19 protein-coding genes are annotated in these 18,647 nt (G+C 58.9%); 11 read left to right on the forward strand and 8 right to left on the reverse strand.

Annotated features, from left to right (window positions below; all coding sequences use genetic code 11):
* Positions 1-9: 9 nt before the first annotated feature.
* The 3 genes from AC1MEA_RS06945 to AC1MEA_RS06955 form a co-directional block, all read right to left on the reverse strand.
* A complete protein-coding gene (locus AC1MEA_RS06945) occupies positions 10-651 on the reverse strand; it encodes a thiol:disulfide interchange protein DsbA/DsbL (RefSeq protein WP_480917196.1) in 642 nt (213 codons plus the stop codon).
* Between the two features lie 197 nt (positions 652-848).
* Positions 849-1,475 carry a c-type cytochrome gene (locus tag AC1MEA_RS06950; protein WP_219063287.1) on the reverse strand — a complete coding sequence of 209 codons (627 nt, stop codon included), beginning with the start codon at positions 1,473-1,475 and terminating at the stop codon, positions 849-851.
* 46 nt (positions 1,476-1,521) lie between these two features.
* A complete protein-coding gene (locus tag AC1MEA_RS06955; protein ID WP_480917197.1) occupies positions 1,522-1,812 on the reverse strand; it encodes a c-type cytochrome in 291 nt (96 codons plus the stop codon).
* A gap of 189 nt (positions 1,813-2,001) precedes the next feature.
* Here AC1MEA_RS06955 and yihA point away from each other — a divergent pair, with 189 nt between their 5' ends.
* Positions 2,002-2,646: a ribosome biogenesis GTP-binding protein YihA/YsxC gene (gene yihA / locus AC1MEA_RS06960; protein ID WP_219063289.1), complete on the forward strand. Its 645-nt coding sequence runs from the start codon at positions 2,002-2,004 to the stop codon at positions 2,644-2,646.
* Positions 2,647-2,943: 297 nt separating this feature from the next.
* Here yihA and polA read toward each other — a convergent pair whose 3' ends face one another.
* The gene (polA, locus tag AC1MEA_RS06965) at positions 2,944-5,706 is read right to left on the reverse strand and encodes a DNA polymerase I (RefSeq protein ID WP_480917198.1); all 2,763 of its coding nucleotides are present in this window, start codon (positions 5,704-5,706) and stop codon (positions 2,944-2,946) included.
* Positions 5,707-5,780: 74 nt separating this feature from the next.
* Here polA and AC1MEA_RS06970 point away from each other — a divergent pair, with 74 nt between their 5' ends.
* Together AC1MEA_RS06970 and AC1MEA_RS06975 are read left to right on the forward strand one after the other, a co-directional pair.
* Positions 5,781-6,071 carry a DUF2782 domain-containing protein gene (locus tag AC1MEA_RS06970; protein WP_219063291.1) on the forward strand — a complete coding sequence of 97 codons (291 nt, stop codon included), beginning with the start codon at positions 5,781-5,783 and terminating at the stop codon, positions 6,069-6,071.
* Between the two features lie 37 nt (positions 6,072-6,108).
* Entirely contained in the window at positions 6,109-7,059 is a 951-nt protein-coding gene (locus AC1MEA_RS06975; RefSeq protein ID WP_480917199.1) for a homoserine kinase, read from the forward strand.
* Positions 7,060-7,149: 90 nt separating this feature from the next.
* On the opposite strand, the gene AC1MEA_RS06980 is transcribed toward AC1MEA_RS06975, so the two are convergent.
* Positions 7,150-8,073 carry a zinc ABC transporter substrate-binding protein gene (locus AC1MEA_RS06980; RefSeq protein ID WP_480917200.1) on the reverse strand — a complete coding sequence of 308 codons (924 nt, stop codon included), beginning with the start codon at positions 8,071-8,073 and terminating at the stop codon, positions 7,150-7,152.
* A gap of 66 nt (positions 8,074-8,139) precedes the next feature.
* Between AC1MEA_RS06980 and AC1MEA_RS06985 the strand changes: the two genes are divergently transcribed.
* Genes AC1MEA_RS06985 through AC1MEA_RS07000 form a run of 4 tightly spaced genes read left to right on the forward strand, consistent with a single transcriptional unit; the run spans position 8,140 to position 10,954 of the window.
* Positions 8,140-8,622 (forward strand): Fur family transcriptional regulator, encoded by a 483-nt coding sequence (locus AC1MEA_RS06985; protein WP_449634717.1) that lies wholly within the window; start codon positions 8,140-8,142, stop codon positions 8,620-8,622.
* Positions 8,622-9,419, forward strand: a complete 798-nt coding sequence (znuC, locus tag AC1MEA_RS06990) for a zinc ABC transporter ATP-binding protein ZnuC (protein WP_480917201.1) — start codon at positions 8,622-8,624, stop codon at positions 9,417-9,419. Before AC1MEA_RS06985 ends, znuC begins: the two co-directional genes overlap by 1 nt.
* Positions 9,412-10,200 (forward strand): zinc ABC transporter permease subunit ZnuB, encoded by a 789-nt coding sequence (znuB, locus tag AC1MEA_RS06995; protein WP_219063296.1) that lies wholly within the window; start codon positions 9,412-9,414, stop codon positions 10,198-10,200. The genes znuC and znuB overlap by 8 nt, the downstream gene beginning before the upstream one ends.
* 37 nt (positions 10,201-10,237) lie before the next feature.
* On the forward strand, positions 10,238-10,954 hold the full coding sequence (locus AC1MEA_RS07000) for a PA5502 family lipoprotein (protein WP_219063297.1): 717 nt from the start codon (positions 10,238-10,240) through the stop codon (positions 10,952-10,954).
* Between the two features lie 102 nt (positions 10,955-11,056).
* Here the strand turns inward: AC1MEA_RS07000 and katE are convergent, their stop codons facing one another.
* Positions 11,057-13,225 (reverse strand): catalase HPII, encoded by a 2,169-nt coding sequence (gene katE / locus AC1MEA_RS07005; RefSeq protein ID WP_480917202.1) that lies wholly within the window; start codon positions 13,223-13,225, stop codon positions 11,057-11,059.
* Between the two features lie 371 nt (positions 13,226-13,596).
* On the opposite strand from katE, the gene AC1MEA_RS07010 reads away from it, so the two are divergent.
* From AC1MEA_RS07010 to AC1MEA_RS07025, 4 genes are all read left to right on the forward strand, one after another.
* Positions 13,597-14,604: a methionine ABC transporter ATP-binding protein gene (locus tag AC1MEA_RS07010; protein ID WP_219063298.1), complete on the forward strand. Its 1,008-nt coding sequence runs from the start codon at positions 13,597-13,599 to the stop codon at positions 14,602-14,604.
* Positions 14,604-15,278 carry a methionine ABC transporter permease gene (locus AC1MEA_RS07015; protein ID WP_219063299.1) on the forward strand — a complete coding sequence of 225 codons (675 nt, stop codon included), beginning with the start codon at positions 14,604-14,606 and terminating at the stop codon, positions 15,276-15,278. The genes AC1MEA_RS07010 and AC1MEA_RS07015 overlap by 1 nt, the downstream gene beginning before the upstream one ends.
* A gap of 98 nt (positions 15,279-15,376) precedes the next feature.
* Entirely contained in the window at positions 15,377-16,153 is a 777-nt protein-coding gene (locus AC1MEA_RS07020) for a MetQ/NlpA family ABC transporter substrate-binding protein (RefSeq protein WP_219063300.1), read from the forward strand.
* Positions 16,154-16,221: 68 nt separating this feature from the next.
* Positions 16,222-16,647 (forward strand): VOC family protein, encoded by a 426-nt coding sequence (locus AC1MEA_RS07025; RefSeq protein ID WP_480917203.1) that lies wholly within the window; start codon positions 16,222-16,224, stop codon positions 16,645-16,647.
* A 444-nt stretch (positions 16,648-17,091) separates the two neighbouring features.
* On the opposite strand, the gene AC1MEA_RS07030 is transcribed toward AC1MEA_RS07025, so the two are convergent.
* Entirely contained in the window at positions 17,092-17,724 is a 633-nt protein-coding gene (locus AC1MEA_RS07030) for an SCO family protein (RefSeq protein ID WP_449634722.1), read from the reverse strand.
* Positions 17,721-18,620: a heme o synthase gene (gene cyoE, locus AC1MEA_RS07035; protein ID WP_219063303.1), complete on the reverse strand. Its 900-nt coding sequence runs from the start codon at positions 18,618-18,620 to the stop codon at positions 17,721-17,723. Before cyoE ends, AC1MEA_RS07030 begins: the two co-directional genes overlap by 4 nt.
* Positions 18,621-18,647 lie beyond the last annotated feature (27 nt).

An 18,647-nucleotide genomic window follows, 5' to 3' on the forward strand; every position in this document is an offset into this window, starting at 1 on the left:
CCTCTTATTTTATTTGCCAGCGACAGCAGCGCGCTCTTTGGCGATCAACTGGTCGGCGACTTGCAATGTTTGCTCAGGACCGCCAGCAGAACCCAGGTCAAAGCGGTATTTGCCGTTGACGATCAAGGTCGGAACGCCAGTAATCCCATACTTCTTGGCCAGTTCTTTGGCTGCAACGATTTGGCCCTTGATCGCAAAGGAGCCGAATGTCGCCAGGAACTTGTCCTTATCAACGCCTTGAGTCGCGACGAATTCAGCCATTTCGTCTGGAGTGGTCAGCTTTTTGTGTTCTTTCTGGATGGCATTGAACACGGCAGAGTGAACCTTGTTTTCAACACCCATGGATTGCAGGGTCAAAAACAGTTGGCCGTGAGCGTCCCACGGGCCGCCGAACATGGCGGGGATACGCACGAAGTGCACATCGGCAGGCAGTTTTTCTGCCCATGGGTTGATGGTCGGCTCGAAGGCATAGCAGTGGGGGCAGCCGTACCAGAACATTTCAACTACTTCGATCTTGCCAGGCTCGGAAACAGGGACGGCGCTGCTCAGCTCGACATACTGTTTACCGGCTTCGATAGGCTCGGCAGCCTGAGCGGTCATCCCGAACAGGCTGGCGGTAACGAGAGCGGCGCTGAGAATCAGATTACGCATGCTTTACTCCTGGGCAAATAAAGTCGCCTTGGCGCGACCAGTGTTGGACCGGGCGGGCGGGCTTGAGTTCGCTAGTGTAACGCTGGCAGCCACGAAAAAGGGCAGCCTTAGCCACCCTTTTTGACCCTGCATCCATGCAGGAGAGCCTGAAATCATTGCGAAAAGTGTAAGCCGTTCGCAAACTGATCAGACAGCGATCAATGCAGACCTTGAATGTAGGCCGACAGTGCCGCGATGTCCTTGTTGCTCAGCTTCGAAGCAATGGTACGCATGACCATGGTATCGCCGTCGTTGGTGCGATCACCTTCACGGAACGAGGTCAGCTGTTTTGCCACGTAAGTAGCGTGCTGACCACCCAGGTGCGGGAAGCCGGCAGCCGCGTTACCTGCGCCATTAGGTGAATGGCAACCGAGGCAGGAAGGCATGCCCTGATCCAGTTTACCGCCACGGAACAACGCTTCGCCTGCCGCAACCAACTTCGGATCAGCAGCACCTACGCTGCCTTTCTGGCTGGAGAAGTAAGCTGAAATATCAGCCAGGTCCTGGTCTTGCAGGTTGGTCAGCAGACCGGTCATTTCCAGGACCGTGCGCTTACCATCCTTGATGTCATGCATTTGCTTGAGCAGATAGCGTTGCCCCTGACCTGCCAGTTTCGGAAAGTTAGGCGCCATACTATTGCCGTCCGGGCCATGACAAGCGCCACACACAGCCGCTTTTGCCTGACCGGCAGCAGCGTCGCCAACAACACCGGTAACAGCACCGGCGGCCTGGGCCATACCAGAGATGCCCAAGGTCAACAGCAGACTCACGATTAATTTGTTCATCAGCTAATCCAACTACGGCTAAGGGTGAAAGAGTTATGTATCGGGGTTACTCGCTCATCCACTGGATGATTGCACGGTAATCCTCGCTACTGCAGTCCATGCACAATCCACGCGGCGGCATTGCCTTGAAACCCTGGGTAACGTGTTGCACCAGCGTATCCATACCTTGCGACAGTCTAGGCGCCCAAACTGCCCGGTCGCCAGGTTTCGGCGCCATTGGCAATTGACCGGTATGACAAGCCACGCAAGCACGGTTGTACATAGCTTCCGGATCCTGTGTAGCCTGAGCGCTGAAAAACGGCATCAAGACACCGGCAGCTAGCAGCCATTTCTTCAAAAACGACCTTTTCAGGGTTGGGAACGTGCTGCGTTCTAATGCGCAATTCAAACCACTCGTTCCCGTGAACTTCATCCTACGGTGGGACAAAGCGCACACAAAATCTGCGGCATTATATACTGGCGCTACTGAAACGGAAACGACACTGCTTGCCGCGCTCTTGCCGGCACCGCCCTCATCGGAAATCCCATGCAACTCAAGAACCCTATCCTCGGCCTGTGCCAACAGGCAACTTTCATGCTCAGCGCGGCCAAAGTCGATCAATGTCCCGACGACGAAGGCTTTGAAGTGGCCTTCGCAGGGCGCTCCAACGCCGGTAAGTCGAGCGCACTGAACACCCTGACTCACGCCAGTCTGGCGCGTACATCGAAGACTCCAGGGCGTACACAGCTGCTGAACTTCTTTAGTCTCGATGATCAACGTCGCCTGGTGGACTTGCCCGGTTACGGCTACGCCAAGGTGCCAATCCCGCTTAAATTGCACTGGCAGCGTCACCTGGAAGCCTATTTGGGCAGCCGCGAAAGCCTTAAAGGTTTGATTCTGATGATGGATATCCGTCATCCAATGACCGATTTCGACCTGCTGATGCTCGATTGGTCCGTCGCCAGCCACATGCCTATGCATATTTTGCTGACCAAAGCCGACAAACTGACGTACGGCGCAGCGAAAAATGCCCTGCTCAAAGTGCAGGCCGAGATTCATAAAGGCTGGGGCAATGCAGTGAGCATCCAGTTATTTTCAGCCCCCAAGCGCATGGGTCTGGAAGACGCCTACACTGTATTGGCGGGGTGGATGGAGCTGGCAGACAAGGGTGCAGAGCCCTCCGCGACGTAGAATCGCAGGCAAAAAAAACCCCGGACTTCTTATGGGGAGGGGGAAGTTCGGGGTTCAAGGTCTAGACCATTAGGGCGTGGTCCAGATATCTGCCAACACTTAACACAACTAGAGCATTGAAGGGCTTCACCAGCCATTCCCAATCTCTGACCGGGAGTTCACCGATTTAGTTCCTGAGCATCTAGATGCGGTTCGCTATAGCGATGCTTCATTTCAGGAATAAGCTGAATAACCGGGGTTAAAACACCTGCCGGACTGCGACGTTAAGTCGCAGTCCGGGCGGGTTTATTCAGCACATCAGTGAGCTTCGTCCCAGTTGTTGCCAACACCGACTTCGACGAGTAGCGGCACATCGAGTGTCGCTGCCCCGCTCATGTAGTGCCGAATCTCCTCACGCACCTGCTCGACGAGGTCTTCGCGCACTTCCAGCACCAATTCATCGTGAACCTGAAGAATGACCCTGGCATCCAGACCGGAGTCAGTCAGCCATCCATCGACCGCAATCATGGCTTTCTTGATGATGTCGGCTGCGGTGCCCTGCATGGGCGCGTTGATCGCAGTACGCTCCGCGCCTTTGCGCAGGGCCTGATTCTTGGCATTGATGTCCGGCAGATAGAGTCGGCGCCCGAAAAGGGTTTCTACAAAGCCTTGCTCGGCCGCCTGCGCGCGCGTGCGCTCCATGTAATCCAGCACACCGGGATAGCGCGCAAAATAGCGGTCGATATACGCCTGCGACTGTTTGCGGTCGACTCCGATCTGTTTCGCCAGACCAAACGCACTCATGCCGTAGATCAAACCGAAGTTGATCGCCTTGGCCTTGCGGCGCATGTCGGTGGTGACATCCTCCAACTCGACGCCAAACACTTCAGCCGCCGTCGCACGGTGCACATCCAGGTTGTTGCGAAAGGCGTGCAGTAACCCTTCGTCCTTGGCCAGGTGCGCCATGATTCGCAGCTCGATCTGCGAATAGTCCGCAGCCAGCAGCTTGTAGCCCTTCGGTGCGACGAAAGCCTGACGAATCCGGCGCCCTTCGGCCGAGCGGATAGGGATGTTCTGCAGGTTAGGATCACTGGACGACAAGCGCCCGGTCGCCGCAACCGCTTGATGGTAGGACGTATGAACGCGCCCGGTGCGTGGGTTGATCTGCTCCGGCAAACGGTCGGTGTAGGTGCTCTTCAGTTTGCTCATGGAGCGGTACTGCATCAGCACTTTAGGCAGCGGGTAATCCAGCTCAGCCAACTCGGCCAACACCGCTTCTGCGGTAGACGCCTGGCCTTTGGCCGTTTTGCTGAGGACCGGCAGACCGAGCTTTTCGTACAAAATGACCCCGAGCTGCTTGGGCGAGCCGAGATTGAACTCCTCGCCGGCGATAGCAAACGCCTCTCGCTCCAGAGCGATCATCTTCTCGCCCAGCTCGACGCTCTGAATGCCCAGCAGCTTGGCATCGACCAACGCACCCTGACGCTCTATTCGTGCCAACACCGGCACCAACGGCATTTCGATGTCGGTGAGTACCGGCACCAGGCTCGGTGTCAGGCCAAGTTTTTCCATCAAGGCTTCATGCAACCGCAGGGTTACATCCGCATCTTCGGCGGCAAAGTGCGCGGCTTGCTCCAGCGCGATCTGATCGAAGGTCAGCTGTTTCACGCCCTTGCCGGCAATGTCCTGCAGGCTGGTGGTCGTATGGCCCAGGTATTTGAGGGCCAGGCTGTCCATGTCGTGCCGGGTCGCGGTGGAGTCGAGCACATAGGATTCGAGCATGGTGTCGAACGCCAAGCCCCGCACGGTGATGCCTTGGCGCTGATCACCGCCAATGGCGCAGTTGGCGAGGATGTTGATATCAAACTTGGCGTGCTGACCGACCTTGACCTTACCGGGGTCCTCAAGCAGCGGCTGAAGCGCCTTGAGCACGGTGTCTCGGTCCAGTTGCTGGGGCACGCCCATGTACGAGTGAGTCAGCGGGATATAAGCCGCTTCGTTGGTCTTGACCGCAAACGACATGCCGACCAACTGCGCCTTTTGTGCGTCCGGGCCGTTGCTTTTGGTGACGAAGGCAAACAGCTTGGCGTCGCTCAACTTCTTCAACCAGGCGTCGAACTGCCCCTGCTCAAGAATGGTTTCGTAGCGCGTTTCCGTGACCACTGGCTCCGGTGCAACGACGATTTCCTCACCGGCGCGCTTGGCTTCGCGCTGCAATTCGTCGATCCAGCTTTTAAACTCCAGCTCGGTGTACAGCGCGACCAGCTTCTCGCGATCCGGTTCGCCACAGTGCAGGGCGTCCAGTTCAACGTCCAATGGCACATCGATCTTGATCGTCGCCAGCTCGTAGGACAGGAACGCCATGTCCTTGTGTTCTTCAAGCTTGGCCGACAGGGTTTTCGCCCCGCGAATCGGCAGCACGGCAACCTTGTCCAGGTTTGCGTACAGCTCGACAAGCCCCCCGCCGATACCGACCAGCAGGCCGACCGCGGTTTTTTCACCGACACCCGGAACGCCCGGAATGTTGTCGACTTTGTCGCCCATCAGCGCCAGGTAATCGATGATGTGTTCAGGACCGACGCCAAACTTCTCTTTCACGCCAGCCACATCCAGCACGCTACCGGTCATCGTATTGACCAAGGTAATGTGCCCATCGACCAGTTGCGCCATGTCCTTGTCACCGGTGGAGATAACCACCGGGCGGTTGGCGGCCGCGCTGCTGCGAGCCAGCGTACCGATCACGTCATCGGCCTCGACGCCTTCGACGCAGAGCAGCGGATAGCCCAGACCTTTGACGCAGGCGTGAAGCAAGTCGACCTGCACCCGCAGATCCTCGGGCATGCTTGGGCGATTGGCCTTGTATTCGGCGAACAACTCATCGCGGAACGTGCCGCCTTTGGCGTCGAAAACCACGGCAAACGGGCTTTCCGGGTACTGCCGACGCAGGCTTTTGAGCATATTCAGCACGCCCTTGACCGCACCCGTAGGCAATCCCCTGGACGTAGCGAGTGGCGGTAGCGCGTGAAAGGCACGGTAAAGATAGGAAGAACCGTCCACCAGGACGAGGGGTGCTTGGTTCATGAGCAAGATCAACCTTTTCAGCGGGGTCGGCGCTAGAATGCGAGGACCAATGACGACAAAAGGACAAGGTTATCATGCGCACAACAAATCGCCTGTTGCTGGCCAGCCTGTTGGCACTCTGCCCGCTGGTTGCAGTTGCTGCTGATACGGGTGCTCCTTCGGCGGATCCAGACGTTACCATCCGCACCGAAGGCGACAAAACCATTCAGGAATACCGCCAAAACGGATTTCTTTATGCAATCAAGATCACGCCAAAAATTGGCAAACCGTACTTCCTGGTGCGCGCCGATGGCACACAGGCCAACTTCATTCGTTCGGACCAACCGGACATGCTGATTCCAGAATGGAAAATCTTCGAGTGGTAGTGCCTAACATTCACCTTATTTACTGGCAGTTTTGACCATGTCCGTGTTTACCCCACTGGCTCGACCTGAGCTGGAAACGTTTCTCGCCCCTTATGGGCTCGGCCGTCTACATGATTTTCAGGGCATTGCTGCCGGCAGCGAGAACAGCAATTTCTTCGTCAGCCTGGAGCAGGGTGAGTTTGTCCTGACCCTGGTCGAACGCGGACCGGTCAAGGATTTGCCGTTTTTCATCGAGCTGCTCGACGTGCTGCACGACGCCAATCTGCCGGTGCCTTACGCGCTACGCACCACCGACGGCCACGCATTACGCGAGCTGGCGGGCAAGCCGGCACTGCTGCAGCCAAGGCTCCCGGGCAAACACGTGAGCGAACCGAACACCCAGCATTGCGTGCAGATCGGCGAATTGCTGGGACATTTGCACCTGGCCACGCATGAGCATGTGCTGGAGCGCAAGACTGATCGGGGGCTGGACTGGATGCAGGCCGAAGGCGCGGCGTTGATGCCGCACCTGGACACAACGCAAAGCGCACTGCTGCAGGCGGCACTTGAAGAGTTTGAGCGGCTCACGCCGAGAATCATGGCCTTGCCACGCGCCAACCTGCACGCCGACCTGTTTCGCGACAACGCCTTGTTCGAAGGCACGCACCTGACCGGGCTGATCGACTTCTACAACGCCTGCTCCGGGCCGATGCTTTACGACCTGGCCATTGCCCTCAATGACTGGTGTTCCGAAGAGGACGGTCAGATCGACGGTGCCCGCGCTCGCGCCTTGCTCGGTGCCTACGCCGGTTTGCGTCCGTTCACCGCCAGCGAAGCCGAACTGTGGCCGACCATGCTGCGCGTAGCCTGCGTGCGTTTCTGGCTGTCACGCCTGATCGCGGCGGAATCCTTTGCCGGGCAGGACGTATTGATCCATGACCCGATGGAGTTTCAGCAACGCTTGGCCCAGCGCCAGCACGTGCATACGCCGCTGCCGTTCGCCCTGTAATCAGCAGCGGACGCTTCACGAATGAGTTCGCTCTCCATCTGTGGGAGCGATCTCACTCGCTTGAAAAGCAATGGCTCAGACACCGCCTAATCAAAGCGACTCCAGACACCCTGCCAAATCATTACCCAGCTTTTCCATCATCTGCTCATAACCCTGAGCGGTGGCAGGGGTGTAGCCGCCCAATCCATCAAGCTCCGCCAGTTTGACCGGCAGGCCCGCAGTCAGGGTTTCGGCCAGACGCGGGCGCAGCGGCGGCTCACTGAACACGCAGGTCTTGCCCACTTCGCTCAACCGCGTGCGCATGGCGGCAACGTGCTGCGCGCCGGGCTGCACTTCAGCAGCGACGCTGAACACGCCCGTATGCTTAAGGCCGTAGGCATCCTCGAAGTAATCGAATGCTTCATGGAACACGAAGAACGGTTTGCCTGCGACACCCGCAACCCGAGCCTTTACCCGCGCATCCATGGCGTCGAGGCGCTCATCGAACACCTTCACATTGCTTTTATAGCGCGCCGCGTTGGCGGGGTCGGCCGCGCTCAAATCAGTGGCCATACGCGCCGCAATCACCCGCGCATTGACCGATGACAGCCATAGGTGAGCATCCAGACTGCCGGGGCTATGGTCATGGTCATGCTCGGCGGGATCGGCAGCCTCATGGGACTGGCTGTCCGCCGCGAAGTGACGCAGGCGCAACTCCGGCAACGATTGCACCGTCACCACCGGCAACGTTCGGCCTTGCAACACACGCGGCAGGAAGCTTTCCAGGTCCGGACCGATCCAATAAAACAAATCGACTTCACGCACGCGCCGTACGTCGGACGGGCGCAAGGCGTAGTTATGCGGCGACGCACCGGGCGGCAAGAGCACCTCTGGCGTGCCCACTCCGTCCTGCACCGCAGCGGCAATCAGCTGCAACGGCTTAATGCTGGTCAGCACGCGAACCTCGGCATGAGCGGGGCTGATCACCAGCAAACTGGCACTTAAAGCAATAAAAATGGCAAAAAGACGGGACACGATGACCACTCAAGGAGGCAGGAACAGGTAACATAATAACGTCTCTCACAAAAGTCGTCGCCGCCCATGCCCATAACACCGCTGGCCAGTCGCCCCCATGATCACTCACATTGCGTGCACACCGCGCTCTCCGAGGCTGACGCGCTGTGCGCGAGCCAAGGTCTGCGCCTGACCGCTTTGCGTCGCCGTGTCCTGGAGCTGGTCTGGCAGAGTCATAAACCGTTGGGCGCCTACGACATCCTCGCGGTTCTCAGTGAAGAAGACGGCCGCCGCGCCGCGCCACCTACTGTGTACCGCGCGCTGGATTTCCTCCTGGAAAACGGCCTCGTCCACCGCATCGCCTCGCTCAACGCCTTTACCGGCTGCAACCACCCGACGCACGCGCACCAGGGCCAGTTCCTGATCTGCCGGGAGTGCCGTGCCGCTATCGAGCTGCAACACCCGGCCATCAGCCAGGCGATCATCGACGCCGCGGCCGAGGTAGGTTTCACCGTAGAAGGGCAAACGGTCGAAATTGTTGGCCTGTGTTCGGGCTGCAAGGCGGCCTGATGAGCACTGCATTGATCCGTCTCGATCAGGTCACCGTCACGTTCGCCGGGCAAAACGTGCTGGAAAACATTCAGCTCAGCGTCAAGCCGGGCGAAATCGTGACCCTGATCGGCCCTAACGGCGCAGGCAAGACCACGCTGGTACGAGCCGTTCTGGGCCTGCTCAAGCCGAACTCGGGCAGCGTCTGGCGCAAGCCGAAGTTGCGTGTCGGCTACATGCCACAAAAGCTGTATGTAGACCCCACATTACCCCTGTCGGTCCTGCGTTTTCTGCGCCTGGTCCCCGGCGTTGACCGGCCACGAGCGCTGGCGGCGTTGATCGAAGTAGGCGCCGAGAAAGTCATCGACAGCCCGCTGCAAGGGATATCCGGCGGCGAGATGCAGCGCGTGCTGCTGTCCCGGGCGTTATTGCGTGAACCCGAGCTACTGGTCCTTGATGAACCCGTGCAAGGCGTCGACGTGGCTGGCCAGGCTGAGCTGTACAGTTTGATCACCCGCCTGCGCGACCGCCACGGCTGCGGCGTGCTGATGGTGTCCCATGACCTGCACCTGGTCATGAGCACCACCGACCAGGTGGTTTGCCTGAACCGGCATGTGTGCTGCTCAGGCCACCCGGAGCAAGTCAGCAACGATCCGGCGTTTGTCGAGTTGTTCGGTAAAAACGCGCAAAGCCTGGCGATTTATCACCACCACCACGATCACGCCCATGACTTACACGGCGCAGTGGTCGAAGAGGCTGCATCCGCGCCCGGCACACCCCCTACTCATGTCCACGGAGACAACTGCAAGCATGGCTGACTTTTTACTCTATGCCTTGCTCGCGGGTCTGGCGCTGGCAATAGTCGCAGGCCCTTTGGGTTCGTTCGTGGTCTGGCGGCGCATGGCTTATTTCGGCGACACCCTGTCCCATGCGGCCTTGCTCGGCGTGGCGCTGGGCTTTGTGCTGGATATCAGCCCGGCGCTGGCGGTTACCGTCGGTTGCCTGCTGCTGGCGATCCTCCTGGTGACGCTGCAACAGCGCCAGGCGCTGGCATCGGACACGCTGCTGGGGATTCTCGCGCCCAGTACGCTGTCACTGGGGCTGGTAGTCCTCAGTTTCATGCACAACGTTCGTATTGACCTGATGGGTTATCTGTTCGGTGACCTGCTGGCAATCAGCCCCACCGATCTGGCCTGGATCCTCGGCGGCAGTGCGGCGGTACTGGCGTTGATCGTCGCCCTGTGGCGGCCACTGCTGGCCATTACGGTGCATGAGGAACTGGCGACCGTCGAAGGCTTGCCCGTCGCGGCCTTGCGCATGACATTGATGCTGCTGATCGCGATTGTGATTGCGGTGGCCATGAAAATCGTCGGCGTCCTGCTGATCACCTCACTGCTGATCATTCCTGCCGCCGCCGCGCAACGCCACTCTCGCTCCCCCGAGCAAATGGCGTTGGGCGCCAGCGTGCTTGGCGTGGTTGCAGTCTGTGGCGGGCTGGCCTTATCGTGGTTCAAAGACACACCGGCTGGACCGTCTATAGTGGTATGCGCCGCCGCGTTGTTCTTGTTGAGTTTTGTCCTCCCCCGGCGAGCGGTGTAGACTTGCTCGTTTTTTGCGCAATTAGAGAATCGCAGGAATGAAGCTGTTCGCCTCCCGTTATCTGCTCCTTGCCGCATTTTCCATCCTGTTGGGCGCCTGCCAAAGTGCGCCGACAGTCGAAACACCCGCGCCTGCCGCCGAGCCCACGGGTTTTGAGCTGCTTGAGCAAAGTATCGCCAGCAGCGAACTGGCCACCGCTGAAGACCAGTTGCTGGCCCTGCAAACGCAGACGCCAGACGACCCACGCATCGAGCAGTACCAACGCCAGTTGGCGGAGGCGTACTTGAAGCGCAGTCAAATCGTCCTGCAAAAGGGCGATGTGAACGCTGCGGCCACCGCATTGAGCCGCGCTCGGGCACTCATGCCCAAGGCCCCGGCGCTGACCAGCGGCGTGAATGGCGCGATTGCCCAGGCACGTAAAGCCGAACTGGACAAAGCCGAGGCCGAGCTGAACGCCGCTGAAGCCAAGCGTATCGCGAAGGTAATCGACCCCACTGCAGAAAGCACCACCATCGCCCTTAAAATCGGCGATATGGCGCAATTACGTCGCCAGTTTGACGCGATTGCCGCAGACGTGGCGGCTTTCAATTGCCAAGTGATCCTGCAAGTGCCACGCACAGATGATTACCCATGGCTGGCAACCTTGCTGACCAAACGGGTCATCAAAATCAACCCTGATTTTGAATTACAGCTGGAGCGACAGATCGATCGCAGCCAACCTGCGCATATCGTTCTCAAACCCGCGAAACTGTAGGAGCGCGCTTGCCCGCGATGGACCGCGAAGCGGTCCCAAAAACGCTGACGGGTTACGCGATTTTGCAAGCGCGCTCCTGGAGTTACAGTTGACCGTGTGTCATCACGCCGGAACAGCCTTGGCTTTAGGCTCACGCGCCCACACCCGATGCTGGGCCATCGCCGCGAAAAACGCCTTGAACGCCTTGCTGTCATTGCCGCCGACCAGCAAGCCTTCATCAGCCGACAGATGCAGCACGTCCAGCAATTGTTTGGCTTCCCCATTCAACGCAATAGCCTTGAGGTGCTTGTAGGCCTCGAGCACGAAGTGCAATGCCACGCCATTGGCGCTCAGTGCTTTCACCGACTCGGCCCCGCCCGCCACAAACACCGCGTCGAAAGCGATCGACGGCATGCCTTCCATAGAGGCGTCCACCGCGAGGTGCTTGCCATCCGCCGTGGTGACGGGCGCCGAGGTAGGCCCTAGCAGCTTGGCGTGTGCACCTTCGACTTCCAGGGCCTTCTTCAGCGCAGCGATAGCTGCACCATCGACGCCGTTGGCTGCAAGGATGGCCACTTTGCGCGAAACAATGGTGCCCGACAGCAAGTTGACCTGGCTCAGCGCAGGGGATTGAGTCACCGCCGCCTTTCCGGGCACGGTACCGGCAGTCGGCGCAGGCAAACCGAGGTTTTGTGCCACGCGCGCGGCCAGCTTCAGGTCGATATTGGCCAGAATCTCATTCACCTGACGCTCACGAATCCAGGTGCGCTCCACCTTGCCCAACTCAAAGCTGTAGGCCGCGATGATGTGTTCTTTCTCATGGTCGCTCATGCTTTGGAAGAACAGGGTCGCTTGTGAAAAATGGTCGGCGAACGATTCACTACGACGACGAACCTTGTGCGCTTCGAGGCGCTCTGGATAGGTCTCGAAACCGCCATCCTGAGCACCTGGCGGCGTCTCTTTCGGCCAGCCACCATCAATGGAGTTAGGCTCGTAAGACGCGCGCCCCTTGTCGAGCGTGGTGCGATGTTGCGCGTCACGTTGCCCGTTGTGGTTGGGTGCGACAGGACGGTTGATCGGGATCTCGTGGAAGTTCGGTCCCCCCAGACGGCTGATCTGCGTGTCGGTGTAGGAAAACAGTCGACCTTGCAGCAGCGGATCATTGGAGAAGTCGATGCCCGGCACGATATGCCCAGGGCAGAACGCAACCTGCTCGGTCTCGGCGAAGAAGTTATCCGGGTTGCGGTTAAGCACCATTTTGCCCAACGGCGTCACTGGCACCAACTCCTCGGGGATGAGCTTGGTCGGGTCGAGCAGGTCGAAATCGAATGTATGCTCATCCTCCTCCGCGACAATCTGCACACCGAATTCCCACTCGGGGTAATCGCCGGTTTCAATCGACTCCCATAAATCTCGACGGTGGAAGTCCGTGTCCTTGCCAGCCAGCTTCTGCGCCTCGTCCCAGAGCAGCGAGCACACGCCAAATTTGGGCTTCCAGTGGAATTTAACGAAGCTCGACTTACCGTCCGCGTTGATCAAGCGAAAGGTGTGGATGCCAAACCCCTGCATGGTCCGCAGGCTTTTCGGGATGGCCCGGTCGGACATCGTCCACAGCACCATATGCGCCGACTCCGGCACCAGCGAAACGAAATCCCAGAACGTATCGTGAGCGGAGCCGCCGGTGGGCATTTCATTATGAGGCTCGGGTTTTACCGCGTGAACGAAGTCCGGGAACTTGATCGCGTCCTGAATGAAGAACACCGGCATGTTGTTGCCGACCAGATCGAAGTTGCCTTCATCGGTGTAAAACTTCACCGCAAAGCCGCGTACGTCACGCACGGTATCGCCCGAGCCACGCGGCCCCTGGACGGTGGAAAAGCGCGCGAACACCGGGGTCTTTTTTCCCGGGTCCTGGAGGAAACCGGCCTTGGTCAGGGCTGCATGGTTTTCATAGGTCTGGAAGTAACCGTGCGCCGCCGTGCCCCGCGCATGGACGATGCGCTCGGGAATGCGTTCATGGTCAAAGTGGGTGATTTTTTCACGCATGATGAAATCTTCAAGCAAGGACGGACCCCGATCACCGACCTTGAGCGTGTTCTGGTTATTGGAAATTTTTACGCCCTGATTGGTGCGTAGCGCCTGCTCGGTGGCATCGGAACGGAACGGCTCCAGACTGTCCAGCTTGGCGTTGGTATTGCCACGGTCCAGGGTGTCAGTGCCAGCCAGCTGGCTGTGGCTGACATTGGAACTGGCGCCGGTCGTGGTAGTGGTTGTGGTCTTCTTGGTAGCCATCAGACTAAAACTCCTCGGTTGCGGGCGGCCCTGGCGCGGGTTGAATCGCGGGGCCTGATCGGCAAAACCTTTCCTGGCACGTCATTCAGGAAAATCGAGACGCTTTATTACTGACTCAGGCTCAAAACAGCCGTTCCGTGTTTTTCATGACCTTTGGTCTAACCAACAGGCAAACCACTGCAATCCGCCGCCACCGACCTCGTTATTGCCGTTTCGCAGGTTTGCCATCAAATAAATGCTAAGAACCTCCAGCTGGACAGGCTAAAATGCGCGCCCGGCTTATCCAGCCGGTGTCCGCTGGTAGTAAGAACGCCTGAGCATCCGGCCACTTCCACCACCCTTTCTTACCGCGCCCCCACAAGGTTCGCTACGTGATCGAGTTTCATAACGTCCATAAAACCTATCGGGTCGCAGATCGGGAAATTCCCGCCCTGCATCCCACCAGCCTGCGTGTCGAAGACGGTCAGGTCTTCGGCCTGATTGGTCATTCCGGCGCGGGAAAAAGCACGTTGCTGCGCCTGATCAATCGCCTGGAAACCCCGAGTGGCGGGCAGATCATCGTCGACGGTGAAGATGTCACCGCGTTCGACGCCAACGCTCTGCGAGGCTTCCGCCAACAGGTCGGGATGATTTTCCAGCACTTCAATCTGCTGTCCTCCAAGACCGTCGCCGATAACGTTGCCATGCCGTTGACCCTGGCCGGTGATATGTCACGCAGCCAGATCGATCAGCGCGTGGCCGAACTGCTTGAGCGCGTGGGCCTGTCCGATCAGGCAAAGAAATACCCGACCCAGTTGTCTGGCGGGCAAAAGCAGCGGGTGGGTATTGCCCGTGCGCTGGCGACCAAACCGAAAATCCTGCTGTGCGACGAAGCCACCAGCGCCCTTGACCCGCAAACCACGGCATCGGTCCTGCAATTGCTGGCCGAGATCAATCGCGAGCTTAATCTGACCATTGTCCTGATCACCCACGAGATGGACGTGATCCGCCGCGTCTGCGACCACGTTGCCGTCATGGATGCCGGGAGGATCGTCGAGCAGGGCAGCGTGACGGATGTGTTCCTGCATCCCAAGCACCCGACCACCAAGCGTTTCGTGCAAGAAGACGAGCAAATCGACGAAGGTGAACTGCGCGATGATTTCGCCCATGTGCAGGGCCGCATCGTGCGCCTGACGTTCCAGGGTGATGCCACCTACGCACCGCTACTGGGCACTGTCGCCCGGGAGACCGGGGTCGATTACAGCATCCTCGCCGGGCGCATCGACCGGATCAAAGACACCCCCTATGGGCAACTGACCCTGGCCATTACCGGTGGCGACATGGAAGCAGCCTTCGCCCGCTTCACCGCCGCGGATGTTCACATGGAGGTGCTGCGTTGATGGATGCCCTGACCCACCTGTTTTCCAACGTCGACTGGTACGAAATCTGGATCGCCACGGGCGACACCCTGGTGATGCTCGGCGTTTCCCTGGCCTTTACCGTGCTCCTGGGGCTGCCGCTGGGCGTGTTGATGTTCCTGACCTCACCGCGCCAGTTGCTGGAGAATGATCGTCTGTATTCCGGCGTGGCATTGATCGTCAACCTGCTGCGAGCGTTGCCGTTCATCATTTTGCTGATCGTGATGATGCCACTGACCGAAATCATCACCGGCACATCGCTCGGGGTCCTCGGCACCTTGCCGCCGCTGGTGGCGGGCGCAACACCGTTCTTCGCCCGTCTGGTCGAGACCGCACTGCGGGAAGTGGATCGCGGCATCATTGAAGCGACCCAGGCCATGGGCGCAACGACCCGGCAGATCATCATCAAGGCACTGTTGCCCGAAGCGCGACCCGGCATCCTGGCGGCCATAACCGTCACGGCCATCGCCCTGGTGTCGTTCACCGCGATGGCCGGTGCAGTCGGTGCCGGCGGCCTGGGCGACCTGGCTATTCGCTATGGTTATCAGCGCTTCCAGAACGATGTGATGTTTGTCACTGTCGTATTGTTATTGGTGCTGGTACAGATCCTGCAAACCATCGGCGACAAGCTGGTGGCGCACTTCACCCACCGATAACAGCAATCGCTAAACACAGTGGCGGGTCGCCGATCCGCCAAGGCCCGACCGGCCAGAGCCGCCTCGTCAGCAGGCGGCCGTTTCAACGGAGTTGGTGCATGAAAAAGCTACTCGCCGCATTGGCTGCAGTTGTTGCTCTGGGCGCGCACGCCGATGAAACCTTGACCGTCGGCGCCTCGGCTACGCCCCACGCGGAGGTCCTTGAGTTCATCAAGCCGATGCTGGCCAAGGAAGGGATCGACCTGCAAATCAAGGTGTTCAGCGATTACATCCAGCCCAATGCGCTGCTCGCGGATAAAAGCCTCGACGCGAACTTCTTCCAGCATCAGCCGGCCCTGAATGAGTTCAACAAAAGCAACGGCACCGATCTGATTGCCGTGACCAAGGTTCACGTCGAGCCCATGGGCGCTTACTCGAACGGCCTGCTAAAAAAGATCGGCGACCTGCCCGATGGCGCCAACATCGCCCTGCCCAACGAACCCGCCAACGAAGGACGCGCCTTGCTGTTGCTGACGAAAGCCGGGCTGATCTCGCTTAAAGATCCGGGCAACATCCTGTCGAAGCCTCAAGACATCGCCGAGAACCCGAAAAACCTGAAATTCCGCGAGCTGGAAGCGGCCACACTGCCGCGCGTGGTCACTCAGGTTGACCTGACGTTGCTCAACACCAACTACGCGATGAGCGTCAAACTGGACCCCACCAAAGACGCGTTGCTCATCGAAGGCAGCGACTCGCCTTACGTGAACATCCTCGTGGCACGTCCGGAAAATAGAGACTCGATTGCCATGCAAAAACTGGTCGTCGCCTTGCACAGCCCGGAACTGAAGCAATTCATGCTGGAAAAATACCAGGGTGCAATCGTTCCGGCGTTCTGATCAAACACCACCACGCGCCATTGGCCTAGACTCAGGACACTTTCACTCCCTGAGCGAGGATGTTTGTCATGGCGCTGCCCCCCTTCCACCTGGCGGTACCGGTCTATGATCTGGCGGCTGCCCGGCATTTCTACGGCGATGTATTCGGTTGCAGCGAAGGCCGCAGCAGCGAGCATTGGGTCGACTTCAATTTCTTCGGCCACCAGTTAGTGATTCACCACCAAGCCAAAAGCACATCACAAGAGCAAGCCCTGAGCAATCCGGTGGACGGCCATGATGTGCCCGTGCCGCATTTCGGCGTGGTGCTGGAATGGGATCAATGGGAAGCGCTGGCCGATCGACTCAAATCCCGGGAAACCGCGTTCGTTATCGAGCCATACATTCGCTTCAAGGGCCAGGTGGGCGAGCAAGCGACCATGTTCCTGCTCGATCCGTGTGGCAATGCGCTGGAGTTCAAAGCCTTCAAAGACATCGGGCAGTTGTTTGCCAAGTGATGTCGCCTTCGCGAACAAGACTGCGCGTCCCGGTTGCTCCTAGGGATTTTGATTTGCCTTTGGGATTTTGTGTGAATTGACTGTCGAATTACGGCAAGGCCCCGTTTCCAGAAGGCCGAGCGCAGGCGTTGCGCAGGGGGAACGAGGCAAGGACGCCGAGTTAGCCGCACGGGGCCAGGGACGGCCCCTTGCGGCGCCCCCCGGAGCAACGCCGGAGCGAGGGAAATCCGAGCCTAAGCGAGGATCCGCATGGAGGGGCAAGCCTTTTGGCGGGACCTTTTTGGCGTTTGAAAAAGGTTCCTCGCTGTAAGAGCGAAACCGTAATTCCAGCACACCCAGATGCCGGATATACACATCAAGACCAGCGCCAACACATTGTTTTAAAAAATTAAAATGCATTTTGATCGGAGCGAATTCATTCGCGAAGCGGCCATCCGCGTCCGGTTACTCCCGCACCAACAACCCCGGCAATTGCGCGATCATTTTCTGGTTATTCAACGGCGACCGGATAAACCCGCGCTGGGTGCCGTCCGGGCCAAGCAGGGCAAGGTTGCCGCTGTGGTCGACGGTGTAGTTGGGCTTGCTGGTGTCGGCAGGGATGAATGGAATGCTCACTGCGTTGGCGAGTTTCTGGATGTCGTCGACGGACGCGGTCACACCCTGGAACTCGGGGTCGAAGTAGCCCAGGTATTGCTTGAGCTGCTGCGGCGTATCGCGATTTGGGTCAACACTGACCAGCACGATTTGCAGCTTGCCCACAACGTCCTTGGGTAATTCGCTTTTGATCTGGCGCAGTTGGGCGAGGGTGGTTGGGCAGATGTCCGGGCAAAAGGTGTAGCCGAAAAACAGCATCGTCCATTTACCCTTCAACTCATTCATGACGACCGGTTTGCCGTCCTGATTGGTCATCTTCACGTCAGGCAGGCTGCGGCTGGTGGGCAGCAGGATGATGCCTGCATCAATCAACGCCGTCGGATCGCCCTGTCCTCTGCCAGACAGCACCTTGTTGACGGTAAGGCCCAGGACCAACGCCACCAGGGCGACCAGAATAAAAACGGTTTTCTGAACTCGAGTCATAGATTCAACAATAAGTAGTGGTCGACAAGCAGCGCGATAAACAGCAGGAACAAGTAGTAAATAGAGTACTTGAAGGTGTTGATCGCCGCGTGCGGCTTGGTGCCACGGTACAGCACCCAGGCCCATTGCAGAAAGCGCGCGCCCAACCCCAGGGCACACAGCAGGTACAGCATGCCGCTCATGTGAATCACGTAGGGCATGAGGCTGACCGCGAGCAGGACGAAGGTGTACAGCAGAATATGCACCTTGGTGTAATGCTCGCCGTGGGTGACGGGCAGCATCGGGATGTCTGCCTTGGCGTATTCCTCTTTGCGATGAATCGCCAGCGCCCAGAAGTGCGGCGGGGTCCAGGCGAAGATGATCAGCACCAGCAGCAACGGTTCGGCGCTGACATGCCCGGTGATGGCGACCCAACCCAACAGCGGCGGCGCGGCCCCGGCCAGGCCGCCGATCACAATATTCTGCGGTGTGGCGCGTTTCAAGAAGCCGGTGTAGATCACCGCGTAGCCGAGCAACGAGGCCAGCGTCAGCCACGCCGTGAGCGGGTTGGTGAACGCCAACAGCAAGGCTTGCCCGGCCACCGCCAGCAGCAACGCAAAGGTCATGGCCGACACAGGTGACACGCGCCCTTCGGCAATCGGCCGCTTGTGGGTGCGGGCCATCACGGCATCAATGCGTCGATCCACCACGTGATTGACCACCGCCGCGCCGCCCGCGCAAAAAGCGATCCCCATGTTGCCAAACACCAGCACCGTCCAAGGCACTCCAGCGCGTGTGGCGAGGAACATGCCGACCAGTGAGGTGATCAGCATCAGCACCAACACTTTGGGCTTGGTCAGTTCGAGGTAGTCACGCCAAATAGCCTGGCTGTGTCGCTCGCTGATTAGAGTAGCCATGGCGTCTCTCCTTCTCGTTATTATTCT

This window comes from Pseudomonas sp. ASL8, from assembly GCF_056680355.1.

Bases quoted from the DNA above. Each gene is read 5' to 3' on its own strand.
- AC1MEA_RS07015 (WP_219063299.1), top strand. From the start codon at position 14,604: ATGGATGCCCTGACCCACCTGTTTTCCAACGTCGACTGGTACGAAATC.
- cyoE (WP_219063303.1), bottom strand. From the start codon at position 18,620: ATGGCTACTCTAATCAGCGAGCGACACAGCCAGGCTATTTGGCGTGAC.
- AC1MEA_RS07020 (WP_219063300.1), top strand. From the start codon at position 15,377: ATGAAAAAGCTACTCGCCGCATTGGCTGCAGTTGTTGCTCTGGGCGCG.
- AC1MEA_RS07025 (WP_480917203.1), top strand. From the start codon at position 16,222: ATGGCGCTGCCCCCCTTCCACCTGGCGGTACCGGTCTATGATCTGGCG.
- AC1MEA_RS07030 (WP_449634722.1), bottom strand. From the start codon at position 17,724: ATGACTCGAGTTCAGAAAACCGTTTTTATTCTGGTCGCCCTGGTGGCG.
- AC1MEA_RS06985 (WP_449634717.1), top strand. From the start codon at position 8,140: ATGCCCATAACACCGCTGGCCAGTCGCCCCCATGATCACTCACATTGC.
- AC1MEA_RS06975 (WP_480917199.1), top strand. From the start codon at position 6,109: ATGTCCGTGTTTACCCCACTGGCTCGACCTGAGCTGGAAACGTTTCTC.
- yihA (WP_219063289.1), top strand. From the start codon at position 2,002: ATGCAACTCAAGAACCCTATCCTCGGCCTGTGCCAACAGGCAACTTTC.
- polA (WP_480917198.1), bottom strand. From the start codon at position 5,706: ATGAACCAAGCACCCCTCGTCCTGGTGGACGGTTCTTCCTATCTTTAC.
- znuB (WP_219063296.1), top strand. From the start codon at position 9,412: ATGGCTGACTTTTTACTCTATGCCTTGCTCGCGGGTCTGGCGCTGGCA.
- AC1MEA_RS06945 (WP_480917196.1), bottom strand. From the start codon at position 651: ATGCGTAATCTGATTCTCAGCGCCGCTCTCGTTACCGCCAGCCTGTTC.
- AC1MEA_RS06950 (WP_219063287.1), bottom strand. From the start codon at position 1,475: ATGAACAAATTAATCGTGAGTCTGCTGTTGACCTTGGGCATCTCTGGT.
- znuC (WP_480917201.1), top strand. From the start codon at position 8,622: ATGAGCACTGCATTGATCCGTCTCGATCAGGTCACCGTCACGTTCGCC.
- AC1MEA_RS06970 (WP_219063291.1), top strand. From the start codon at position 5,781: ATGCGCACAACAAATCGCCTGTTGCTGGCCAGCCTGTTGGCACTCTGC.
- AC1MEA_RS07000 (WP_219063297.1), top strand. From the start codon at position 10,238: ATGAAGCTGTTCGCCTCCCGTTATCTGCTCCTTGCCGCATTTTCCATC.
- katE (WP_480917202.1), bottom strand. From the start codon at position 13,225: ATGGCTACCAAGAAGACCACAACCACTACCACGACCGGCGCCAGTTCC.